This window comes from Pseudomonas caspiana (assembly GCF_002158995.1).
In the GTDB taxonomy this organism is placed as follows: Bacteria; Pseudomonadota; Gammaproteobacteria; order Pseudomonadales; family Pseudomonadaceae; genus Aquipseudomonas; species Aquipseudomonas caspiana.
This window is the reverse complement of the sequence record NZ_LOHF01000029.1, coordinates 1-18,461: the sequence shown is the minus strand read 5'-3', so window position 1 is coordinate 18,461 and position 18,461 is coordinate 1. Positions and strand designations below refer to the sequence as shown.

At 59.1% G+C, this 18,461-nt stretch carries 12 protein-coding genes; 9 read left to right on the top strand and 3 right to left on the bottom strand.

Features of this window, described 5'->3' with window-relative positions:
• Positions 1 to 83 precede the first annotated feature (83 nt).
• From AUC60_RS24335 to AUC60_RS24325, 3 genes are all read left to right on the top strand, one after another.
• Entirely contained in the window at positions 84 to 1,463 is a 1,380-nt protein-coding gene (locus AUC60_RS24335) for a PepSY-associated TM helix domain-containing protein (RefSeq protein WP_087273691.1), read from the top strand.
• Positions 1,464 to 1,615: 152 nt separating this feature from the next.
• Entirely contained in the window at positions 1,616 to 2,221 is a 606-nt protein-coding gene (locus AUC60_RS24330; protein ID WP_087273688.1) for an SCO family protein, read from the top strand.
• Positions 2,221 to 2,715 (top strand): copper chaperone PCu(A)C, encoded by a 495-nt coding sequence (locus AUC60_RS24325; protein ID WP_087273686.1) that lies wholly within the window; start codon positions 2,221 to 2,223, stop codon positions 2,713 to 2,715. Before AUC60_RS24330 ends, AUC60_RS24325 begins: the two co-directional genes overlap by 1 nt.
• A gap of 46 nt (positions 2,716 to 2,761) precedes the next feature.
• On the opposite strand, the gene AUC60_RS24320 is transcribed toward AUC60_RS24325, so the two are convergent.
• Both AUC60_RS24320 and AUC60_RS24315 read right to left on the bottom strand, forming a co-directional pair.
• Entirely contained in the window at positions 2,762 to 3,277 is a 516-nt protein-coding gene (locus AUC60_RS24320) for a GNAT family N-acetyltransferase (RefSeq protein ID WP_087273684.1), read from the bottom strand.
• Between the two features lie 64 nt (positions 3,278 to 3,341).
• Positions 3,342 to 4,247, bottom strand: a complete 906-nt coding sequence (locus AUC60_RS24315) for a LysR family transcriptional regulator (RefSeq protein ID WP_087273682.1) — start codon at positions 4,245 to 4,247, stop codon at positions 3,342 to 3,344.
• Positions 4,248 to 4,352: 105 nt separating this feature from the next.
• On the opposite strand from AUC60_RS24315, the gene AUC60_RS24310 reads away from it, so the two are divergent.
• The 6 genes from AUC60_RS24310 (at position 4,353) to AUC60_RS24285 (ending at position 12,131) form a co-directional block, all read left to right on the top strand.
• Entirely contained in the window at positions 4,353 to 5,360 is a 1,008-nt protein-coding gene (locus tag AUC60_RS24310; RefSeq protein ID WP_087273680.1) for a zinc-binding alcohol dehydrogenase family protein, read from the top strand.
• A gap of 56 nt (positions 5,361 to 5,416) precedes the next feature.
• Positions 5,417 to 6,601 carry an L-dopachrome tautomerase-related protein gene (locus AUC60_RS24305; RefSeq protein WP_087273678.1) on the top strand — a complete coding sequence of 395 codons (1,185 nt, stop codon included), beginning with the start codon at positions 5,417 to 5,419 and terminating at the stop codon, positions 6,599 to 6,601.
• Between the two features lie 22 nt (positions 6,602 to 6,623).
• Positions 6,624 to 7,277, top strand: coding sequence for an oxygen-insensitive NAD(P)H nitroreductase (gene nfsB, locus AUC60_RS24300; RefSeq protein WP_087273677.1), 654 nt, complete (start codon positions 6,624 to 6,626; stop codon positions 7,275 to 7,277).
• Positions 7,278 to 7,697: 420 nt separating this feature from the next.
• The gene (locus AUC60_RS24295; RefSeq protein ID WP_087273675.1) at positions 7,698 to 9,419 is read left to right on the top strand and encodes a type I secretion system permease/ATPase; all 1,722 of its coding nucleotides are present in this window, start codon (positions 7,698 to 7,700) and stop codon (positions 9,417 to 9,419) included.
• Positions 9,412 to 10,782, top strand: coding sequence for an HlyD family type I secretion periplasmic adaptor subunit (locus AUC60_RS24290; RefSeq protein ID WP_087273673.1), 1,371 nt, complete (start codon positions 9,412 to 9,414; stop codon positions 10,780 to 10,782). Before AUC60_RS24295 ends, AUC60_RS24290 begins: the two co-directional genes overlap by 8 nt.
• A 2-nt stretch (positions 10,783 to 10,784) precedes the next feature.
• Entirely contained in the window at positions 10,785 to 12,131 is a 1,347-nt protein-coding gene (locus tag AUC60_RS24285; protein WP_087273671.1) for a TolC family outer membrane protein, read from the top strand.
• Positions 12,132 to 12,469: 338 nt separating this feature from the next.
• Here AUC60_RS24285 and AUC60_RS24280 read toward each other — a convergent pair whose 3' ends face one another.
• Positions 12,470 to 18,085, bottom strand: coding sequence for a putative Ig domain-containing protein (locus AUC60_RS24280; RefSeq protein ID WP_087273670.1), 5,616 nt, complete (start codon positions 18,083 to 18,085; stop codon positions 12,470 to 12,472).
• Between the last annotated feature and the right edge of the window lie 376 nt (positions 18,086 to 18,461).

Below are 18,461 nucleotides of genomic sequence, written 5' to 3'. Positions count from 1 at the left end.
CACTCGCCGTTAAAAACCAATATCGATTTTTTGCCTCGCCGGGATTTTTCCCGGCCGGGCGCGTTTAGCCGTTGGTGAGCCCTATGTCTGCTTTACCTGCACAGTCGTCGTCCAGCGCGTTTGTCGCTCTGACGAAACGGCTGCACTTTTACATCGGCCTGTTTATCGGGCCTTTCATTCTGGTCGCGGCACTTAGCGGGGTTGTTTATGCCCTGACGCCGCAGATCGAAAAATACCTCTACGCCCATGCGCTGCATACCGAAACCCACGGCCCGGTCTTGAGTCTCGAAGCCCAGGTGCGTCGTGCTCAGGAGGCCGCCGGACCGGGGCCGACGGTCGCGGCAGTTCGTCCTGCGCCCAATCAGGGCGACACCACCCGCGTGATGTTCAACGTTCCGGGGTTGGGCGAGTCGGAGCATCGCGCGCTGTTCGTCGATCCGGTCAGTGGGGAGATTCGCGGCGACATGAAGGTCTACGGCACCAGCGGGATATTGCCGTTGCGCACCTGGATCGATCAGTTCCACCGCAGTTTGCTGCTCGGTGACGTCGGCCGCATCTACAGCGAACTGGCCGCTTCCTGGCTGTGGGTCGCGGCGGCGGGCGGCATTGTTTTGTGGGCGGTGCGGCGCAAACGTGCCCGGACGCTGCGCGGCAGTTTGCGTAGCTGGCATGCCAGCGCTGGGCTGTGGTTAATGCTGGGCTTGCTGTTTTTCTCGGCGACCGGTCTGACCTGGTCGCAATACGCGGGCGACAACATTGGTGTGCTGCGCGCCTATTACGGCTGGTCCACGCCGAGCGTTGCGACGACCCTGGCGAAACCGGCGGACCCGGCAATGAACATGAATATGCCGATGGACGAGCACGCCGAGCATCACATGCACATGGCGCCAGCCGTTTCTAACAGCACGCTGAATCCCGCGCTGTTCGACAGCGTTCTGGCCGCGGCACGTAACGCCAATATCGAAGCGGCCAAGGTGGAAATCCGCCCGTCGAGCAAACCCGAGAAAGCCTGGGTGGTCGCCGAGATTGATCGCAGTTGGCCGACTCAAGTCGATGCCGTCTCCATCAATCCCAATACCCTGGCGGTAGTTGATCAGGTCGAGTTCTCCCAATACACGTTGCCTGCCAAACTCACCCGCTGGGGCATAGACGCGCACATGGGCGTGCTGTTCGGGCTGGCCAATCAGTTGATATTGGTGTTTTTTGCCAGCGGACTGGTGGTGATGGTGATCATTGGTTACCTGATGTGGTGGCGGCGCAGGCCGACTCTCGTAAGACAGCCAACGGTCGTGGATGCGTGGCGACAGTCTGGTGCCGTCGCCAGGACAGTGTGGTTGATGGTGGCAGTGGGTCTCGGCATATGCTTGCCGGTATTGGGCTGGAGCCTGTTGGCGCTGGTTCTCTGCGATCTTATCGTCACGTATCGCGCGCCGTCTGTCGCCTTTGTGCGCAGTCAGGGCTGATCAAGACTGGATGGAAAACGCCGTGAAGCATTTTCTGACATTACTACAGCGACTGTAGGAAATGTCACAGGTAACCTACGCGGCTTTAGCAGCACAGAGAATTTGAGCAACGGAGCCGTTTAGTGCCTCCGTTGTTCTTCATGAGGCCACACATGAACACATTACTGACCCGCCGCCAGCTTCTCGGCGGCATGAGCGTGCTGAGTCTGGGCGCGCTTGCCGGTTGCGGTGATTCCAACAAATTGTCGTTCAAATACGGCAAGGACTTGAGCGACAAGATTCTCGGGCGGACCTTCAAACTGAAGGACCCGCAGGGCAACGTGAAAACCCTTTCGAGCTTTCGCGGCACGATGCCGATGGTGTTTTTCGGCTTCACCCAATGCCCGGCGGTTTGCCCGACAGCGTTGGCGCGTGCAGCGCAGATCAAGAAGTTGATGGGGCCGGATGGCGATACGCTGCAGGTGATCTTCATCACCATCGACCCGGAACGCGATAAGCCGCAAATGCTCGACGCCTACGTCAAAGCGTTCGATCCGAGCTTTGTCGCGTTGTACGGCACCCTCGAAGAAACCGCCGCCACGGCGAAAGAGTACGGCGTGTTTTACGAGAAAATCCCGACTGGCGACACATACACCATGTCCCACACCGCCACCAGTTACGTCTACGACACGCGTGGCGTGCTGCGTCTTGGCCTGTCCCATTCTCTTTCTGCCCAACAGTGCACAGAAGATCTGCTGACTGTCATGGAGGTCTGCTGATGAACCTTGAACGACCGAAAACTTTCCTAAAGCAAGCGCTATTGGGACTCTCACTACTGGGCCTTGCCGCTCAGGCGTCAGCGCAAACCGTTGTTGACGATGCGTGGGTACGCGCAACGGTGCCGGGGCAGGCGTCCACGGGTGCATTCCTGACGTTGACGGCCAGTGCTGACAGCAAGCTGCTGGAGGCGCAGTCGCCGGTGGCAAAAATCGTGCAGATTCATCAATCGAGCATGAAAGACGATGTGATGAGCATGCAGGAAGTGACCTCGATTGCTTTGCCTGCGGGTAAGCCAGTGGTGCTGGACCCAAGCAGCTATCACATCATGCTGATCAATCTGACGGCTCAGGTGAAAGAGGGCGATAAAGTCCCGCTGACGCTGATTGTCGAGGATGACAAAGGTGTAAAACAGTCGATTGCGGTCGAAGCCACCGCTCGTGCCTTGAACGCGCCGGATCATGGCTCGATGCACGATCACAGCAAAATGCACTGACGCTCTAAGTGTTGTCGGCAGGCCGCCATCCAGGCCTGCCGCGACATCAACGCCGGTTCGCCAGAAACACCAGACTGGGCGCTTGCCCCGGCACATCGTTCAGTACATCAACACGTTCCATTCCGATTTTTTCCAGCACTCTGATCGAGGCCTGATGCGTGGGCCGAACCAGTCCGTATACCTTTGGTAGCCTCTGTTCGTTGAACGCATAGTCCAGCGCCGCATGGCCCAGCTCCGTCGCATAACCCTTGCCCCACGCCGGTACACCGAAGCGATACCCGAGGTTGACCCGTTCGACGTCGAGATACTTCATCAACGCCACACCGCCAAAACCGATGATTTGATCCGGCGCTTCCCGAGTCGCCACCGCCCACCAGCCATAACCCTGTTCATGCCAGTGATGCATCCAGCCATTCAGAAATATCTGCGCCTGCGCCAGCTCTTTTATCGGGCCGTTGGGATTGAACACGTTGGTGGCGGGATCGCTGTAGATGGCGAACATTGCGGCCAGGTCATATGGGCGAGGTGGTCTGAGTAGCAGTCGTTCGGTGGTTCGTTGCATGGGTGGATCTCATCAAATAACACGCAATATATGATCGGACGTTGCTCCCTGCGGTAACTCGGGATCAAAGCAGCACAGGCAACTCCTGCTCCAGCTCCGCAAACTTCCCTTTCAACAATGAATGCAATTGCTGAATCGCCGGTGAAAACTGTTTGCGGTGCGGGCATACCAGATTCAGCGGCACCGGCTCTCCGGGATAATCCGGTAGCAGAATTTCCAGCCGTCCGGCTTTGATGTCCTGACTGACGTCCAGCCACGATTTATAGGTAATGCCTTCCCCCGATACCGCCCAGCGCCGCGCCACGTCCGCGTCATCACAGAATAGCGGCCCCGACACCGATATCACCCGTGCGCCGACTCGCCATTTGTCATAGACCCGTCCGCCCAAGGTGTAGAGCAAGCAGTCATGCCGCGCCAGATCGTCCGGCGTCTGTGGCCGTCCATGGCGTTGCAGATAGTCGGGCGAAGCCACCAGCACCCGTCGATTCCAGGTTGCCAGCGGCAGGGCGATGTAATTGGCGTCTTCAAGCATGCCGTAGCGAATCGCAACGTCCACCGGGTCGCGGAACATGTCCGCCACCTGATCGGATAAAAACAGTCGCATCGACAGCCCGGGATGCTCGCGCCGAAACCCGGATAACCATGGCAGCAGCACGTTACGCCCCAGGTCCGAAGGTGCGGCGACTTGCAGCACACCCCGCAACTCGGCGCTCTCGCGTCGAAGTTTCTCGCGACCGTCTTTCAGGGTATCGAGCACGGTTTGCGCGTTGGGCAAGTACTGCTCGCCCTCAACGGTCAGGCGCAGGCTGCGGGTGGAGCGCGCGAACAGGCGCACATCCAGCTCGCGTTCCAGGCGTTTGATCGCCGCCGCTACTTGTCCCGGCAGCAGATCCACCTCCCGCGCAGCGTTGGAAAAGCTGCCTAATGCGGCTGTACGCACGAACAAGGCAAGGTCATCGAGACGAATCATCTTCACTCCAGCTGTGAAAGTGTTGACGCATTCTAGGGGTTTTTCTTTGCGGCAGAGAAGGTGACTATGGCTCCACGTTTTAGAACTCTCTTCAGAGGATTTGCCATGAAAGCTATCGCCTTTACCCAACACGGTCTGCCGATTGAAGATCCAAGTGCACTGCTCGACATGGACCTGCCGAAACCCGTGCCCGGCCCTCGGGACTTGCTGGTGGAAGTTCACGCGATTTCGGTCAACCCGGTAGACACCAAGATTCGCGCCGGTTCAGGGGCGACCGAGCCAAAGGTTGTCGGTTGGGACGCCGTTGGTACGGTCCGCGAAGTGGGCAGTGACGTGACCCTGTTTCAGCCTGGCGATGAAGTATTTTATGCCGGCTCGATCGTGCGCCCCGGCAGCTACAGCGAATTCCATCTGGTAGACGAGCGCATCGTCGGCCACAAGCCAAAATCCATTGATAACGCCCACGCGGCCGCTTTACCGCTGACGTCCATCACCGCTTGGGAACTGCTCTTTGATCGCCTCGGTGTGGAAGAGGGCGGTGGCGAAGGCGAAAGTCTGTTGATCATCGGCGCAGCGGGTGGGGTTGGCTCGATCCTCGTTCAGTTGGCCCGCCAACTGACCAGGATGACCGTGATCGGCACCGCTTCCCGTCCTGAAACTCAAGCGTGGATCAAGCAGCTCGGTGCGCATCACGTCATCGACCACAGCCAGCCATTGATGGCGCAACTGGAGCAGATTGGCGTTGGCCAGGTGACCCATGTCGCCAGCCTGACCCACACCGACAGCCACTTCACGCAACTGATCGAAGCGCTGCGCCCGCAAGGCAAACTGGCCCTGATCGACGACCCGAAAACTCTCGACGTGGTACCGATGAAGCGCAAGGCGCTGTCGTTGCACTGGGAGCTGATGTTCACCCGTTCCCTGTTCGAAACGCCAGACATGATCAAGCAGCACGAGCTGTTGAATCGCGTCGCCGACCTGATTGATCAAGGTGTGCTCAAGACCACCCTTGGCGAACATTTCGGCACGATTAACGCCGCTAATCTGCGCCGTGCCCACGCCGTTGTAGAAAGCGGCAAGGCCAAAGGCAAAATCGTCCTCGAAGGCTTCTGATTTTCATCGATCCGTCAGTGGCTGCCTGTGTCCAGCAGGCAGTCAGGAGAATGCTCATGTTCAAGAAGTCCTTTTTCGCGGTTTCCGCTTTGGCGCTGGGTGTGGCCTTGACGGCTCAAACAGCGTTGGCGGCAGAGGCTGCCGATTTTTCAGCAAGCGCGCCGGCCGATACGGCCATTGGCCAATTGCAGCAAGTCTTTGCGTTTCATGACGCCATGCCCACTGGCGTGACGGTGAGTGAAACCGGCCGGATTTTCGTCAACTTCCCGCGTTGGGGCGATGACGTGCCCTTTACCGTGGCTGAAGTCCGGGACGGCAACGTGCAGGCGTGGCCGAACGCGCAAATCAACAAGGAAGATCCCCAAGACCCGGCCAAGGGCCTGATCAGCGTGCAAAGCGTGGTTGCAGACGGGCAGGGTCGCGTCTGGTTGCTGGACACTGCGGCCCCCGGTTTTGCTGCACCCAAGGCTGGAGGCGCGAAACTGGTAGCGGTCGATCTGGCGAGTAACAAGGTGGTGAAAACGCTGGTCTTCCCGGCCAACGTCATCCTGCCGAGCACTTACGTCAACGACATGCGTTTTGATTTCCGCACTGGCAAGGAAGGCACGGTCTATGTCACCGACTCTTCCGTGAGTGGGCCGGGAGCAATCATTGTCATGGACATCGCTACCGGCAAGGCAACGCGCCGTTTGAGCGGTGCGAAGTCGACATCGGTTGATCCGTCGTTCATCCCGGTCGTTGAAGGGCAGGCCGTCATGACCAAGGGTGCTGATGGCAAGAAGAAAGCGCTGGGTGTTGCCTCCGATGGCATCGCACTGTCGCCAGATGGCCAGACGTTGTATTTCAGCCCGCTGTCGAGCCGTCATCTGTATTCCGTACCGACCAGGCTCTTGCGTGATTCAAGCGTCAGCGAGAAAGCGCTGGACGCAGCTGTTCAGGATCTGGGTGAAAAAGGTGCTTCCGATGGTCTCGAAGCAGACGCGAACGGCGCGGTGTATGCCAGTGATTACGAACACAACGGTATTCGCAAACGACTCGCGGATGGCACTTGGCAAACCATCGTTCACGATCCTCGAGTGCTATGGCCCGACACCTTGTCCATAGGTCCGGATGGCTATCTGTATTTCACCGCCAACCAGTTGCATCGTCAGGCCGGTTTCCACGACGGTAAAGACCTTCGCCAGAAGCCCTACAGCCTGTTGCGGGTAAAAATCAACGCAGCGCCAGCACCGACTCGCTAAGCATTTTTGACCGGAGAACATCATGGAACTCACCAGCCTCGCCAAGAGCCGTTACACCACCAAAGCTTACGACGCGACCCGTAAAATTCCTCAGGCGAGCATTGATGCACTGCTCGACCAACTGCGCCACAGCCCTTCGTCGGTGAACTCGCAGCCCTGGCATTTCATCGTTGCCGCTGACCAACAGGGCAAGGCACGTATTGCCAAAGGTGCGCAGGATGGTTTTGCCTATAACGAGGCAAAGATCCTCAACGCGTCTCACGTGATCGTGCTCTGCACCCGCACCGAGATGACCGAGGCTCACCTGCACGCTGTGCTGGATCAGGAGGATCTGGACGGTCGTTTTCAGAATGCCGAGGCCAAGGCTGGCCAGGACAAAATCCGTCGCGGCTATGTCGATATGCACCGCTACGACCAGAAAGACGTGCAGCACTGGATGGAAAAACAAACCTATCTGGCACTGGGCACATTGTTGTTGGGCGCGGCTTCTTTGGGGCTGGATGCCACGCCGATGGAAGGTTTTGACTTCAAGAAGCTGGATGAAGAGCTCGGCCTGCGCGAACAAGGTTTTACCAGTCTGGTCATCGTAAGCCTGGGCTATCGCAGCGAAACCGACTTCAACGCCAAACTGCCGAAGTCGCGGCTGGCTGCGGAATCGGTGTTCACCTTCCTTTGAGTCATGCAGTGAACGGCAGGTCCCTGGCTGGATACGCCAGGGGCCTGGGCGTTTGCGACCTCTCTAGTCCGCGGCTTATTACGAGCCGAGCAGAAATTCCCCCGCCAAACAGGCACTAAGCTGGCCAAGTGCTGTCAATCACTTGCGGATTGCCGGGACATTGACGCTCCGGCATGGCTGGCCTTGTAACCTAGTTACTGGCAGCGGGAAATCTTGCACCAAATGATTGATCTGTAGGAGCTCACGAGCACCGCGAGGCCGCGATAGCGGAGTCTCAGACAGGCCGCCATCGCTGCCTCGCGGTGCTCGTGAGCTCCTACAGAAAAGAACCAAATCAGATAGTTGCAGTTTCACCTTCAGCTCAACCCCCGACGCATGGATTGCGGCAAACACTGACACTTCTTTACCGGTCGACACACTATGCGTTTCTCGCTTGATCCGCGTCATGACATTGATGCCGCCTTGCTCTGCTATCGCCGGGTGTTCTGGTCGTTGGCGCTGTTCAGTGGGGTGATCAACCTCCTGGTGCTGGTGCCGTCGTTGTACATGATGCAGGTCTATGACCGGGTGCTCACCAGCCGTAATGAAACCACATTGGTCATGCTGACCTTGATCGCGCTGGGCTTGTTCTTTTTCAGTGGGCTGATCGAGTGGGTGCGCAGCCAAGTGATGATTCGCATGAGTGCGGGGCTCGATGAGGCGCTGGGCGAGCGGGTGTTCGATGCTGCATTCGCCCGTAGCCTGCAAGAGCACAACGCCAATCCGGCACAGGTTCTCAGCGATCTGGCCACGCTCCGGCAGTTGATCACCGGGCAGGGTTTGATTGCCTTGCTGGATGCACCATGGCTGCCGATATTCCTGTTGGTGGCATTCATTATTCATCCTTGGTTTGGCCTGCTGACACTGGTCCTCGCCATCGTGTTGATTGGTCTGGCACTGTGGGGCGAACTGGCGACGCGGGTTCGTCTTGGCGAAGCCAATCGCCTGAGCGTGAGTTCGGCGGCTTACGTCAACAGCACCTTGCAAAATGCCGAGGTGATCAGAGCGTTGGGCATGCTCGGGCCCTTGCGCCAACGCTGGAGTCTGCTGCAGCAACGAATCATTGCCGCTCAGGCGCATGCCAGTGACCGCAGTGCGCGGATCACTTCGGCCACGCGTTTCGTGCGTATATCCGGGCAATCGCTGGCGCTGGGCCTGGGCGCATTGCTGGTACTCGAAGGCGAGCTGTCGGCCGGCATGATGATCGCGATGTCGCTGTTGCTCGGTCGCGCGCTGGCCCCGGTTGAAATCGCTATTGGTTCCTGGAAGCAGTTCAATTCCGGGCGCCAGAGTTATCAGCGCTTGAGCCAGTTACTGACCACGCATCCTCGCGAGCGATTGCGCATGCCGTTGCCACCACCGACGGGCGCGGTGCGACTGGAGCAACTTTATGTAGGCCCGCCGGGCGCATCGCAACCGATCCTGCGTGGCATCAATTTCGCCCTTGCTAAAGGCGACGTGCTGGCGGTGATCGGCGCCAGCGCCAGCGGCAAATCCACTCTGGCCAGAGCGCTGGTCGGCGTCTGGCCTGCGATAGGCGGTTCGGTAAGGCTGGACAGCGCCGAAATCAGTCAGTGGACGCATGATGCATTAGGCCCCCACCTGGGTTACTTGCCTCAGGATATCGAGCTGTTTGACGGCACCGTCGCCGACAATATTGCCCGCTTTGGTGAGCAGGATGCCGACAAGATCATCACGGCGAGTCGCCATGCGGGTATTCACGAAATGATCCTGCACTTTCCCAAAGGTTACGACACGCCGCTGGGGCCTGGCGGGCTCGGATTGTCCGGCGGCCAGAAGCAGCGTCTTGGCCTGGCTCGTGCGCTGTATGGCAACCCGGCATTGATCGTGCTCGATGAACCCAACTCCAATCTGGACGAGGCGGGCGAGTTGGCGCTGATTCAGGCGGTCAAAGCCCTCAAGGCGGCGGGCAGTACGGTGGTGCTGATTACCCACCGGCCGGGCATATTGGCCGTAGTCGATCACATTCTGTTGCTCAAGGACGGTGGACAGCAGGCGTTCGGTCCACGGGATCGGGTGCTCAAGGCGTTGATGCCAGCGGAAAAAACCGCTCCAGTCATGGTGGCCAGTAAAGATGCGTGATCTTGAGCCGGGCGCCAACGTGCGCAGCGAAAATCCTGTCAGTGTGCGTCATTCAGGCATGGCATCCGAAGCCAGTACTGATGCGGGCGGCGCTGCGCGTTACGGGGTTATTTTTCTCTGCGTCGCACTGGGCAGTTTTCTCCTGTGGGCGTGTCTTGCGCCGCTTGATCAGGGAGTGGTCGGCAGCGGCACTGTGGTAGTTGCCGGCGAGCGCAAGGCTGTACAAACGCTGGTCGGCGGTGTGGTTGAGAAGTTGTTGGTCAGTGATGGCGATCACGTCAGCCAAGGCCAATTGCTGGTGCAGCTCAACACGTTGCGAGCGCAGTCGCAGCTGGATGTCACCCAAGGCAAGTTGCTCAATGATCGCGCCGTTGAGGCGCGCTTGATCGCTGAGCGTCTGGGGAGCGCCGCTATCGAGTGGCCGCCTGAGTTACTTGAGCGTGCCCAGGAGCCAAGAATCAAAGCGGCGATGGGGTTGCAGACTCAGTTGTTCGAGACCCGCCGCGCCGAGCTGGCCAGCCGTTTGAAAATAATCGAACACGAAATCGAATCGTTGCAGCAACAGTTGCGCGGCTATGAGGGCGTGAAGCGCAATTACGATGCGCAGATGCAATTCCAGCAGCAGGAGCTTGAAGGCCTGCGTGATCTGGCGCGAGAAGGTTATATACCGCGCAACAAACTTTTCGAGGCAGAACGCAACGCGGCGCAACTGGCCGGGCAAATTGCATCCGGTGTGGGTGATGTGGGCAAAACGCGCCAGGCCATCAATGAAAGCCGGCTCAAGGCGCTTCAGACCCAGCAGGAATTCCGTCGCGACGCCGAGACTCAGCTCAGCGAGGTTTCCGCCGAGGCAGCAGGTTTTGCTGATCAGATTAGTGCGCTGCAGTTCGAGGTCGAAAGCGGCGCCATTCGTGCCCCGGTTTCCGGGCAAATCATGGATGTGACGATTCACACCGTGGGCGGCGTCGCGCAGGCCGGGCAAAACCTGATGCAAGTAGTGCCTCTGGACGCGCCGATGGCAATCACTGCGCGTTTCGAGCCGCTGATGGCGAACAAATTACGCCCGGGTTTACCCGTGCATGTGCATTTCACTGCGCTGCAACGGGTTGATACGCCGACCGTGACGGGGGTTGTGAGCACGGTCTCGGCAGACCAGTTGCTTGATGAGCAGACCCGCCGGCCGTACTTCTCCGCCAAGGTCCAGATCCCTGCCGAGACGGTGGTCGCGCTGCAAAACGCTGGACTGTTGGTGCGTCCCGGCATGCTTGCCGATGTCACGGTAGTGACTGGGGAGCGCACGCTGATGAATTACCTGATGAAGCCCCTGCGCGAACGCATGCTCGCTGCATTCAAAGAGGAATGAGCATGATCCAGCGCTCTCGCCGTTGCCGTTTGCTGGTAGGTCTTTGGGCCGGCTGGGTGGTGTTCAGTCCTGCGTGGGCCGCTGAGGCCGGGCTGAGCCTGATCGAAGCCTACGACGCTTCACGCCTCAATGACCCGACACTGAAGTCCGCCGGTCATGCTTACGATGCGTCCCGGCAAGAGGAGGCCATTGGTCGTGGCGGCCTTTATCCGCAAGTTTCTTTGACCTCGCGCTACGGCAATGGCGGCCGCACCGATGGCGGCAGCGATAACGGCTATGTGAACAGCAATGATTACCAGGCCAACAACGTCACGCTGGCCGCGCAACAACCGCTGTATGACAAAGGCCGCTGGGCGGCGTATCAAGAGGGTAAGGCACGTGGGGTTTTGGGCACGCAGCAATTCGACGTCGCCAATCAGAGCCTTTATGACCGAGTGGCCAAAGCTTACTTCGATGTGGCTCGGGCCGAAAACGAGATCAAACTGATCGCCCAGCAGAAGGCCGCTATCAGCGGTCTGGTGACGCAAAGCCAAAAGCTGTTCAAGTCCGGCCAGGGCGCTATCACCGACATCGATGAAGCTCAGGCGCGTCTGGACCTTGTTGAGGCGCAGGAGGCAGAAGCCGTGGCCCGTCGGGTCGCGGCATTGCGCGCATTGTCCGGGCGAGCGAATGTGTCGATTGCTGATATCCGGCCAATGCGCGAAGAGCTTGCGGCCAATAGCCCGATCCCGCCGGAACAGGATTTGTCTTACTGGACGGCTATTGCCAAGGACGCCAGCCCGGAATTGGCGGCGCGTCTGGCGGCCATGAGAGTGGCCGAGGCACAGGCGGACACGCAGCGCGCCGGACATTATCCGACGCTGTCGTTAACCACTCAGTTGACGCGTCGGGAGACCCGTCAGTATCAGGACCTCGATCCCCGTCAGGACACCTATTACGTAGGGGTGCAGCTGGATATTCCGCTGTATCGTGGCGGCTCGGTTCGGGCCTCGGTGGCCAAGGCTGAAGCTCAATTGGCGGGTGCGCAGTCGGATTACGACGTGCAACGCCAACAATTGTCGGAAGACATCGAGACGGATTATCTGGGCGTGGTTGCAGGGTTTTCCAAAACCAAGGCTATGCAGCGTGCGGTGGAGTCCAACCAAAAGGCGCTGACCTCTACGGAGAAAGGCTTTCAAGGCGGTGTGCGCTCGACGGTTGACATCCTCGATGCGCAACAGCGTGTGTTTCAGGCTCGTCGTGATTTACTCAATACCAAGCTCGACATGCTGCAGAGCTACGTCAGCTTGCACACCCACACCGGCCAAATGAACCGCGGCGTCCTGGAACAGGTGCAGCGGTTGTTTTGAGGGGGCCGCCATATTCCAGCTCGCACAGATCCAGATGGTAGACCCAGGTTTTCGCGCAGGTTGATGTGACGACGTGGGACTGGCTTTAGCCGGGAAAGCTGCATATATGACTACATAGATGCAGCGACTGTACGGCTAAAGCCGGTCCCACGACATCGCGCCAATATTGGGATCGCATCATCCCTGTGGGAGCCGGGCTTGCCCGCGATAAAGGCGTCGCGATCTGGCAGACAGATCACCGAAACCTTATCGCGGGCAAGCCCGGCTCCTACAGACCAGTGTGTAGAAATCCGATGCAGCCTCTGATATCAGAAGCCGCACCGGATTCCTCTGACTGATCAGGCCGTGAAGTCGCTGGCGTGCAGCTCCTTGACGCCGACCAGCTGGATTTCGAACTCCGGCGTCGCATCAGCATTCAGGCTGCCGTACAGGATGCCGTCGGCGAAACGAAGCTGGCCGGTGGCGTCTGCGGTGTCGAAGGCGTTGTTGCCGATGAACTTGAAGGCGTCCATCCCGGTAGTCAGCGGGTTGGCATCCAGGCCGGTGAAGTCCAGTTGATCGCCCTCGGCGGTTTTAAAGCCGCTGATGACGTCTCGTAATGCACCCGTTCCCATTTCCGAGAGCGAACCAAAGACGTAAGTGTCAGCGCCTGTTCCGCCCGTTAGAGTGTCGGTGCCTTCACCGCCAATCAACCTGTCGTTACCTGCGCCGCCCACCAGCGTGTCATTGCCCGCACCGCCATTGAGCACGTTGGCGCCGCTGTTGCCCGAGAGGGTGTCGGCATAAGCACTACCTATCAGGTTTTCGATGCCCTTGAGGGTATCGAGCCCCGAGCCGACAGTGTTCTGTTGCGCTGAGGTCGACAAGGTTGCAGTGATGCCCGCCAGTGCGCGCTCGAACGAAACCGTATCGTTGCCGTCACGGCCTTCCAGCACGTTATCCCCAGCACCCGCGAACAGGATGTTGTCCAGCGCGTTGCCGATGCCGTTGGCCGCTGCGTTGCTGTCGATGTACAGGTTTTCAACGTTCGCCGTGAGCGTGTAGGTCGCCAGATTGCTGTGCACGCTGTCGATCCCGCCCGATACCTTGTCACTGTTGGTCTCGATCACGTTGTCGCCGGAGTCGTCCACGTAATACGTGTCACTGCCGTTGCCGCCACTCATGCTGTCCGCGCCAGCCCCACCGTTGATCACGTTATTGGCCGAGTTACCGGTAATGAAGTTGCGCACCGCGTTGCCTGTCCCGTCGATTGCCGAGACGCCGGTCAACACCAGATTTTCCAGGTTGTCGCCCAGGGTCCAGCTGACCGAGGCCTGCACGGTGTCGATCTGTGCAGGAGAGGTGTTGGTTTCCACCACGCTGTCGAAGGCGTTGTCGACCACATAAATGTCGTTGCCGTCGCCGCCGGTCATGGTGTCAGCGCCAAGGTCGCCGTCCAGTGTGTCGTTACCCGAAGTGCCAACCAGCGTGTCGGCCTGATCGGTGCCGAAGATCATGCCGCCTTCGTTATGAGCGTTATCGAAGATGTCCTGCACGCTGTTGTTGTCGTCAGGGTTGCCCTGGAAGCCAAGGTCATCGGCGATGTAGTCAGCCAGACGCTGGCCGACGATTTCTGCAGACTCTTCGTGCAAGTGCCAGACGTCATCGGGATACACCAGCGGATCGACTTCGTGACGCAACGGCAAGTCGGTGTAGTCGACAGCCAGTTTGACGTCGGTGCGCTCGGCAGCGATGGCTTCCTGAGTCGAGCGGACATAGTCCACACCTTCCACGATCTGGGCGATCTTCTCTTCGGAATAACCCCGTGCACGGGCGGCGTCCTGGTCGTAGTGACCGGTCTCCATCATGTACACGTCGAAGCTGCCGAGCTGCGCGTGCAGGTAGTCGAACACCGCCAGCGTTGCGGTTTTGTAGTCAGCCGCTGCTGCCTGTTTGTCAGTTGCCCGGCCAATTTCCTGCGCCGCTTCTTCGCCCTGACCCCAGATGATGCCCATCTTGACGTTATCGATGGCCTTGAGCTCGGTGAGCTGGTTCTGCAGCAGTGCAACGGCACGCAACAGCGCCGGGCCCGGCTCGTTCGTGTCGGTCAGCCACCAGCACAATTTCAGCTCTTCAGCGCCCAGCGTGGACATCCCGTTGACGGTGCTGCCACCCACTGCGATGTCGATGCCATTGCCGTCGGCATCGTTGAACTGGCTGCGAACATCGTAGGTGGTGTACTTGCTCAGGTCGTTGACCAGCATGGAGGTGCCGGACTGATCATCGTCTTCGGTCATCCGCAGCAGACGCGCATTGGATTGGCCGAGCGTCGGCAGGTAAAGGATGTCCTGCTGAGCACGTTCGCCGAAAACGAAATCGTCGGCGGTCAGGGTGTTGAGGTAATTACCACTGAGAGCGATTTCAAAGCGATTGCCATCGGCGTCGGGGACGCTGGATTTGACGTAAGTCTTGTCGCCCGCTTCATTGAGGGTCATGTACAGCGTGCCGTTGCTGCCGTCGCCTAACCCGAGGAAGCCCAAAGCTGAGACATCGATCTTGTCCACACCCTGGGTGAAGTCATAGATCGTGTCCGTGGCCGTGACACCTCCAGCGTCATAGTCGCGATAGCTGTCGAGCACGTTGCTGTAGCGGAACGTGTCGGCACCTTCGCCGCCATAGAGCGAGTCACGTCCAGCGCCGCCGTCGATGATGTCTGCCCCGGCACCGGCGCGAATCGTATCGTTGCCACCCAGACCGAGGATCAGGTCAGCGCCTGCCGTGCCGGTCAGGGTTTCAGCGTTGTCGGTGCCCGCGAGGGTATTGGCGGGTGCATCCGCCACCACCAAGGCAAAGTTGTCACTGACCGACGCGCCCGCGGGATCGGTGGCTTTGATCAGCACGTCGTAATTGCCTGCCGCGGTGCTGGTCGGCGTGCCGCTGAAGGTCAGGTTGACGGCGTCAAAGCTCAACCAGGAAGGCAGCGCTGTGCCGTCTGCAAGGGTAGCGCTGTAGCTCAACGCATCTTTGTTGCCATCGGCAAAGCTGTTGCTGGTGACGGTGTACGAGAAAGCGGTGTTTTCAGTGGCGTTCTGGTCCAGCAACGGGATGACCACCACCGGCGCGATGTTGCTCGGCGTGTTCTGGTCGGCGAACACGAAATGGCTGGTCGTGAGGCTGTTGACCAGATTGCCTGCCATTGAAATCTCGAAGCGGTTGCCGTTGGCGTCGACCGTGTTGTCTTTGAGATAAGTGCGGTTGTTCGATGCGTTGTAAGTCACCTGCAGTGTGCCGTTCAGGCCGTTGCCCAGGCCGGTATAACCCAGCGTCGAGACGTCGATCTTGTCGGCGGCCACATCGAAATCAAGGATCTGATCACTGGCGCTGGTCGTGCTGGTGCGGTAGCTGTCCATCTTCGAGGTGAAGCGGAAGACGTCAGCCCCGTCGCCGCCAGTAAGTTTGTCCGCACCTGCGCCACCGACAAGAATATCGTTGCCCGCGCCACCGTTGAGCGTGTCGTTACCGGCGCCGCCCAGCAACTGTTCGTTGGCCGCAGTGCCCGTCAGTGTGTCGTTGTTTGGCGTGCCATTGATGATGATCGGCGCACCAGGAACGTCTTGCACCGCAAGCGTGAAACTGTCGCTGACCGTGGCGTTGCTGCCGTCAGTCGCAGTGATTTTCACTGAGTAGTTGCCCGAAGCGGTGCTGTCCGGCGTGCCGCTCAGCGTGCGAGTGGCTGCGTCGAAGGTCAGCCAGCCGGGCAGGGCGCTGCCGTCGGCGAGGGAGGCTGTGTAGCTGAGGCTGTCGTTATCCGGGTCAGTGAAACTAGTGGCAGGAACGACATAGCTGAAGGCGGTGTTTTCCGTCGCGTTCTGATCCAGCAATGGCGTTGCAACCACCGGAGCCTGATTGGTGGTGGGCGCGGTGGCGAAGACGAAGTTGGCGTTGGTCAGCTTGTCGAGGTAATTGCCATCCAGCGCGATCTCGAAGCGGTTGCCATTGGCGTCAGCTTCGAGCGACTTGATGTAGGTCTTGGTTCCGGCGTCGTTGAGAACCAGATACAGCGTGTTGTTCTTGCCGTCGCCCAGACCGGTAAAGCCCAGCGCCGAGACGTCGATCTTGTCGGCGGTGCGATCAAAGTCGGTGATCAGATCACCCAGGTTAGCGCCGCCCGCGTTGTAGTTGCGGTAGCTGTCCGTGCGTTCGGAGAACACAAAGGTGTCCGCTCCCGCTCCGCCGCTGAGGGTGTCCATGCCCGCGCCGCCATTGAGCGTGTCATCACCCGCGCCGCCAGCCAGGCTGTCGTTACCGGCCAGCCCGAGCAGGGTGTCTGCCGAGTCCGTGCCCTGCAACGAGTCGTTGCCGCTGGTACCGGTGACCGTCCGGTTGAAGATGAAGTTGTCGGCGGTCAGCGTGCTGGTGAGATTGCCGCTCAGAATCAGCTCGAAGCGATTGCCGTTGGCGTCCGCGTCGTAGTCTTTGATGTAGGTGCGATCGGTGCTGGCGTTGTAGCTGACCTGCAAGGTGCCGCCGCGACCGGTGCCCAGACCGGTGAAGCCCAGGTCTGCGAGGTCGATCTTGTCTTGAGTGACGTCGAAATCGGTAATGGTGTCGACAAAGCTGTTAGTCGCGGTGCGATAGCTGTCGGACTGGCTGGCGAAGCGAAAAGTGTCCGCGCCCGTACCGCCGGTGAGCTTATCGATGCCCGCGCCGCCGACCAGAATGTCATCTCCGGCACCGGCATTGATCACGTCGTTACCGGCTGCGCCGTAAAGGATTTCATTGGCGTTGCTGCCGATCAGCGTGTCGTTGCCCTCGGTGCCCTGAACAGTGACCACCGGCACGGTGGCGCTGACGTAACTGCCATCGCCATACACCAGTGTTTCGCCTTTGGTGGTATGGCCAATGGTGTTGCCGATGATCGCGTTGCGGTCAGTGCCGTCTTCGTTGCGTTCTGCCACGCCGTAGGTCGACAGGTTGCTGCCGGTGATGGTGTTGCCCTGAATCGTGTTGTCGCTGCCGTTGAAATACTTGCCGGAGACGCCAAGGGTGTCGTCGTAGGACTGGATGATGATTTCCGGTACGCCGCCTTTCAGGGCGTTATTGCTGAGGGTGTTGTCGGTGACGTCAACGTTGTTGCTGCCGTAGATCCGCACGCCGGCGCTGCCGTTGTCGTGGATATTCACGCCGCTGAGGGTGACGTCGCTGGACAACTTGATGAGCACGCCTTCGGCGCCATTGCCGTAAACCTCGCCGCCAGTGATGACGATATTGCTCGGCGAAGGAATATTTTCGCTGCCGCGCTGCACCACAATCCCGCCGCCGCCATTGTTATAGGCGACGTTATTGGTGAGGGTGAAGTCGTGGGTGCTGGTGACTACGTTGAAGCCGTGACGATCGTTGTCGTAGGCGACGTTGTTCTCGAACGTGCTATTGCTGAGAAAGTCCGCGACGAAGCCGTCCAGGCCATTGCCGTGGGACACGCTGTTCTTGATGACCATGTTGACGGTCTGTTCGTGCGGGTCGAAGCCGTAGCCGGAGCAGTCCTTGATTTCTACGCCGTCCAGAGTGACGTTGGAGTCGTAACCTTCCTGGCCGGGAATGTAACCGTTGAACCAGCCGTCGATCTTGCCGGTGGTGTTATCCCGGTTGCCATCGAGGGTCAGGTTGCTGAGCCCGAAGTCGTGGGTTTCTTCGCCATAGGCCGAGCGGATGATGCCGGTGATTTTCGTGTCCGAGCCGTCGGCCACTTTGATGTTCGAAACGCCCATCCCGTCGCCAAACATGTACACGTTGCTTTTCAGCATCAGGCAGCCGTCGGACGGTTCTTCGCCTCCGCTGACAATGAAGGTGCCAGGCGGAATGTAAACCTGCCCACCGCCAGCAGCGGCGGCTGCATCAATAGCTTTCTGGATGGCAGCGGTATCATCCGTGACACCATCTCCTTTGGCGCCAAAATTTTGGACGTTATAAATCATGGACTTATCTCCGGGCTCGGGCTTAGTTTGCTTGGCTGCCAAGATCCAATCGGCCAGCACTCAGATATGACCCGGAGAAGCGTAAAAGTTGTGACCGTGTGTCGGGAAACCGTCGCCCGTTCGGCGGCTGAAAAAAGTGATGTGTAACAAATGCGATAATTTGACGGTTTGTTGACGTCATTACTTTGTAATTAATCCATCGCACCCCGTAGGAACCGAGTTTGCTAGCGATAAAAGGACCATGCGATATGCCTTTGAGATCAGGTCGCCTGTATCGCGGGCAAGCCCGGCTCCCACAAATACAGAGTTCGCTTTATGTTCGGCGTTTACTCATGTCGGGTATGCCATGTTATCTCGGCAGGAATGCATCCCTTGC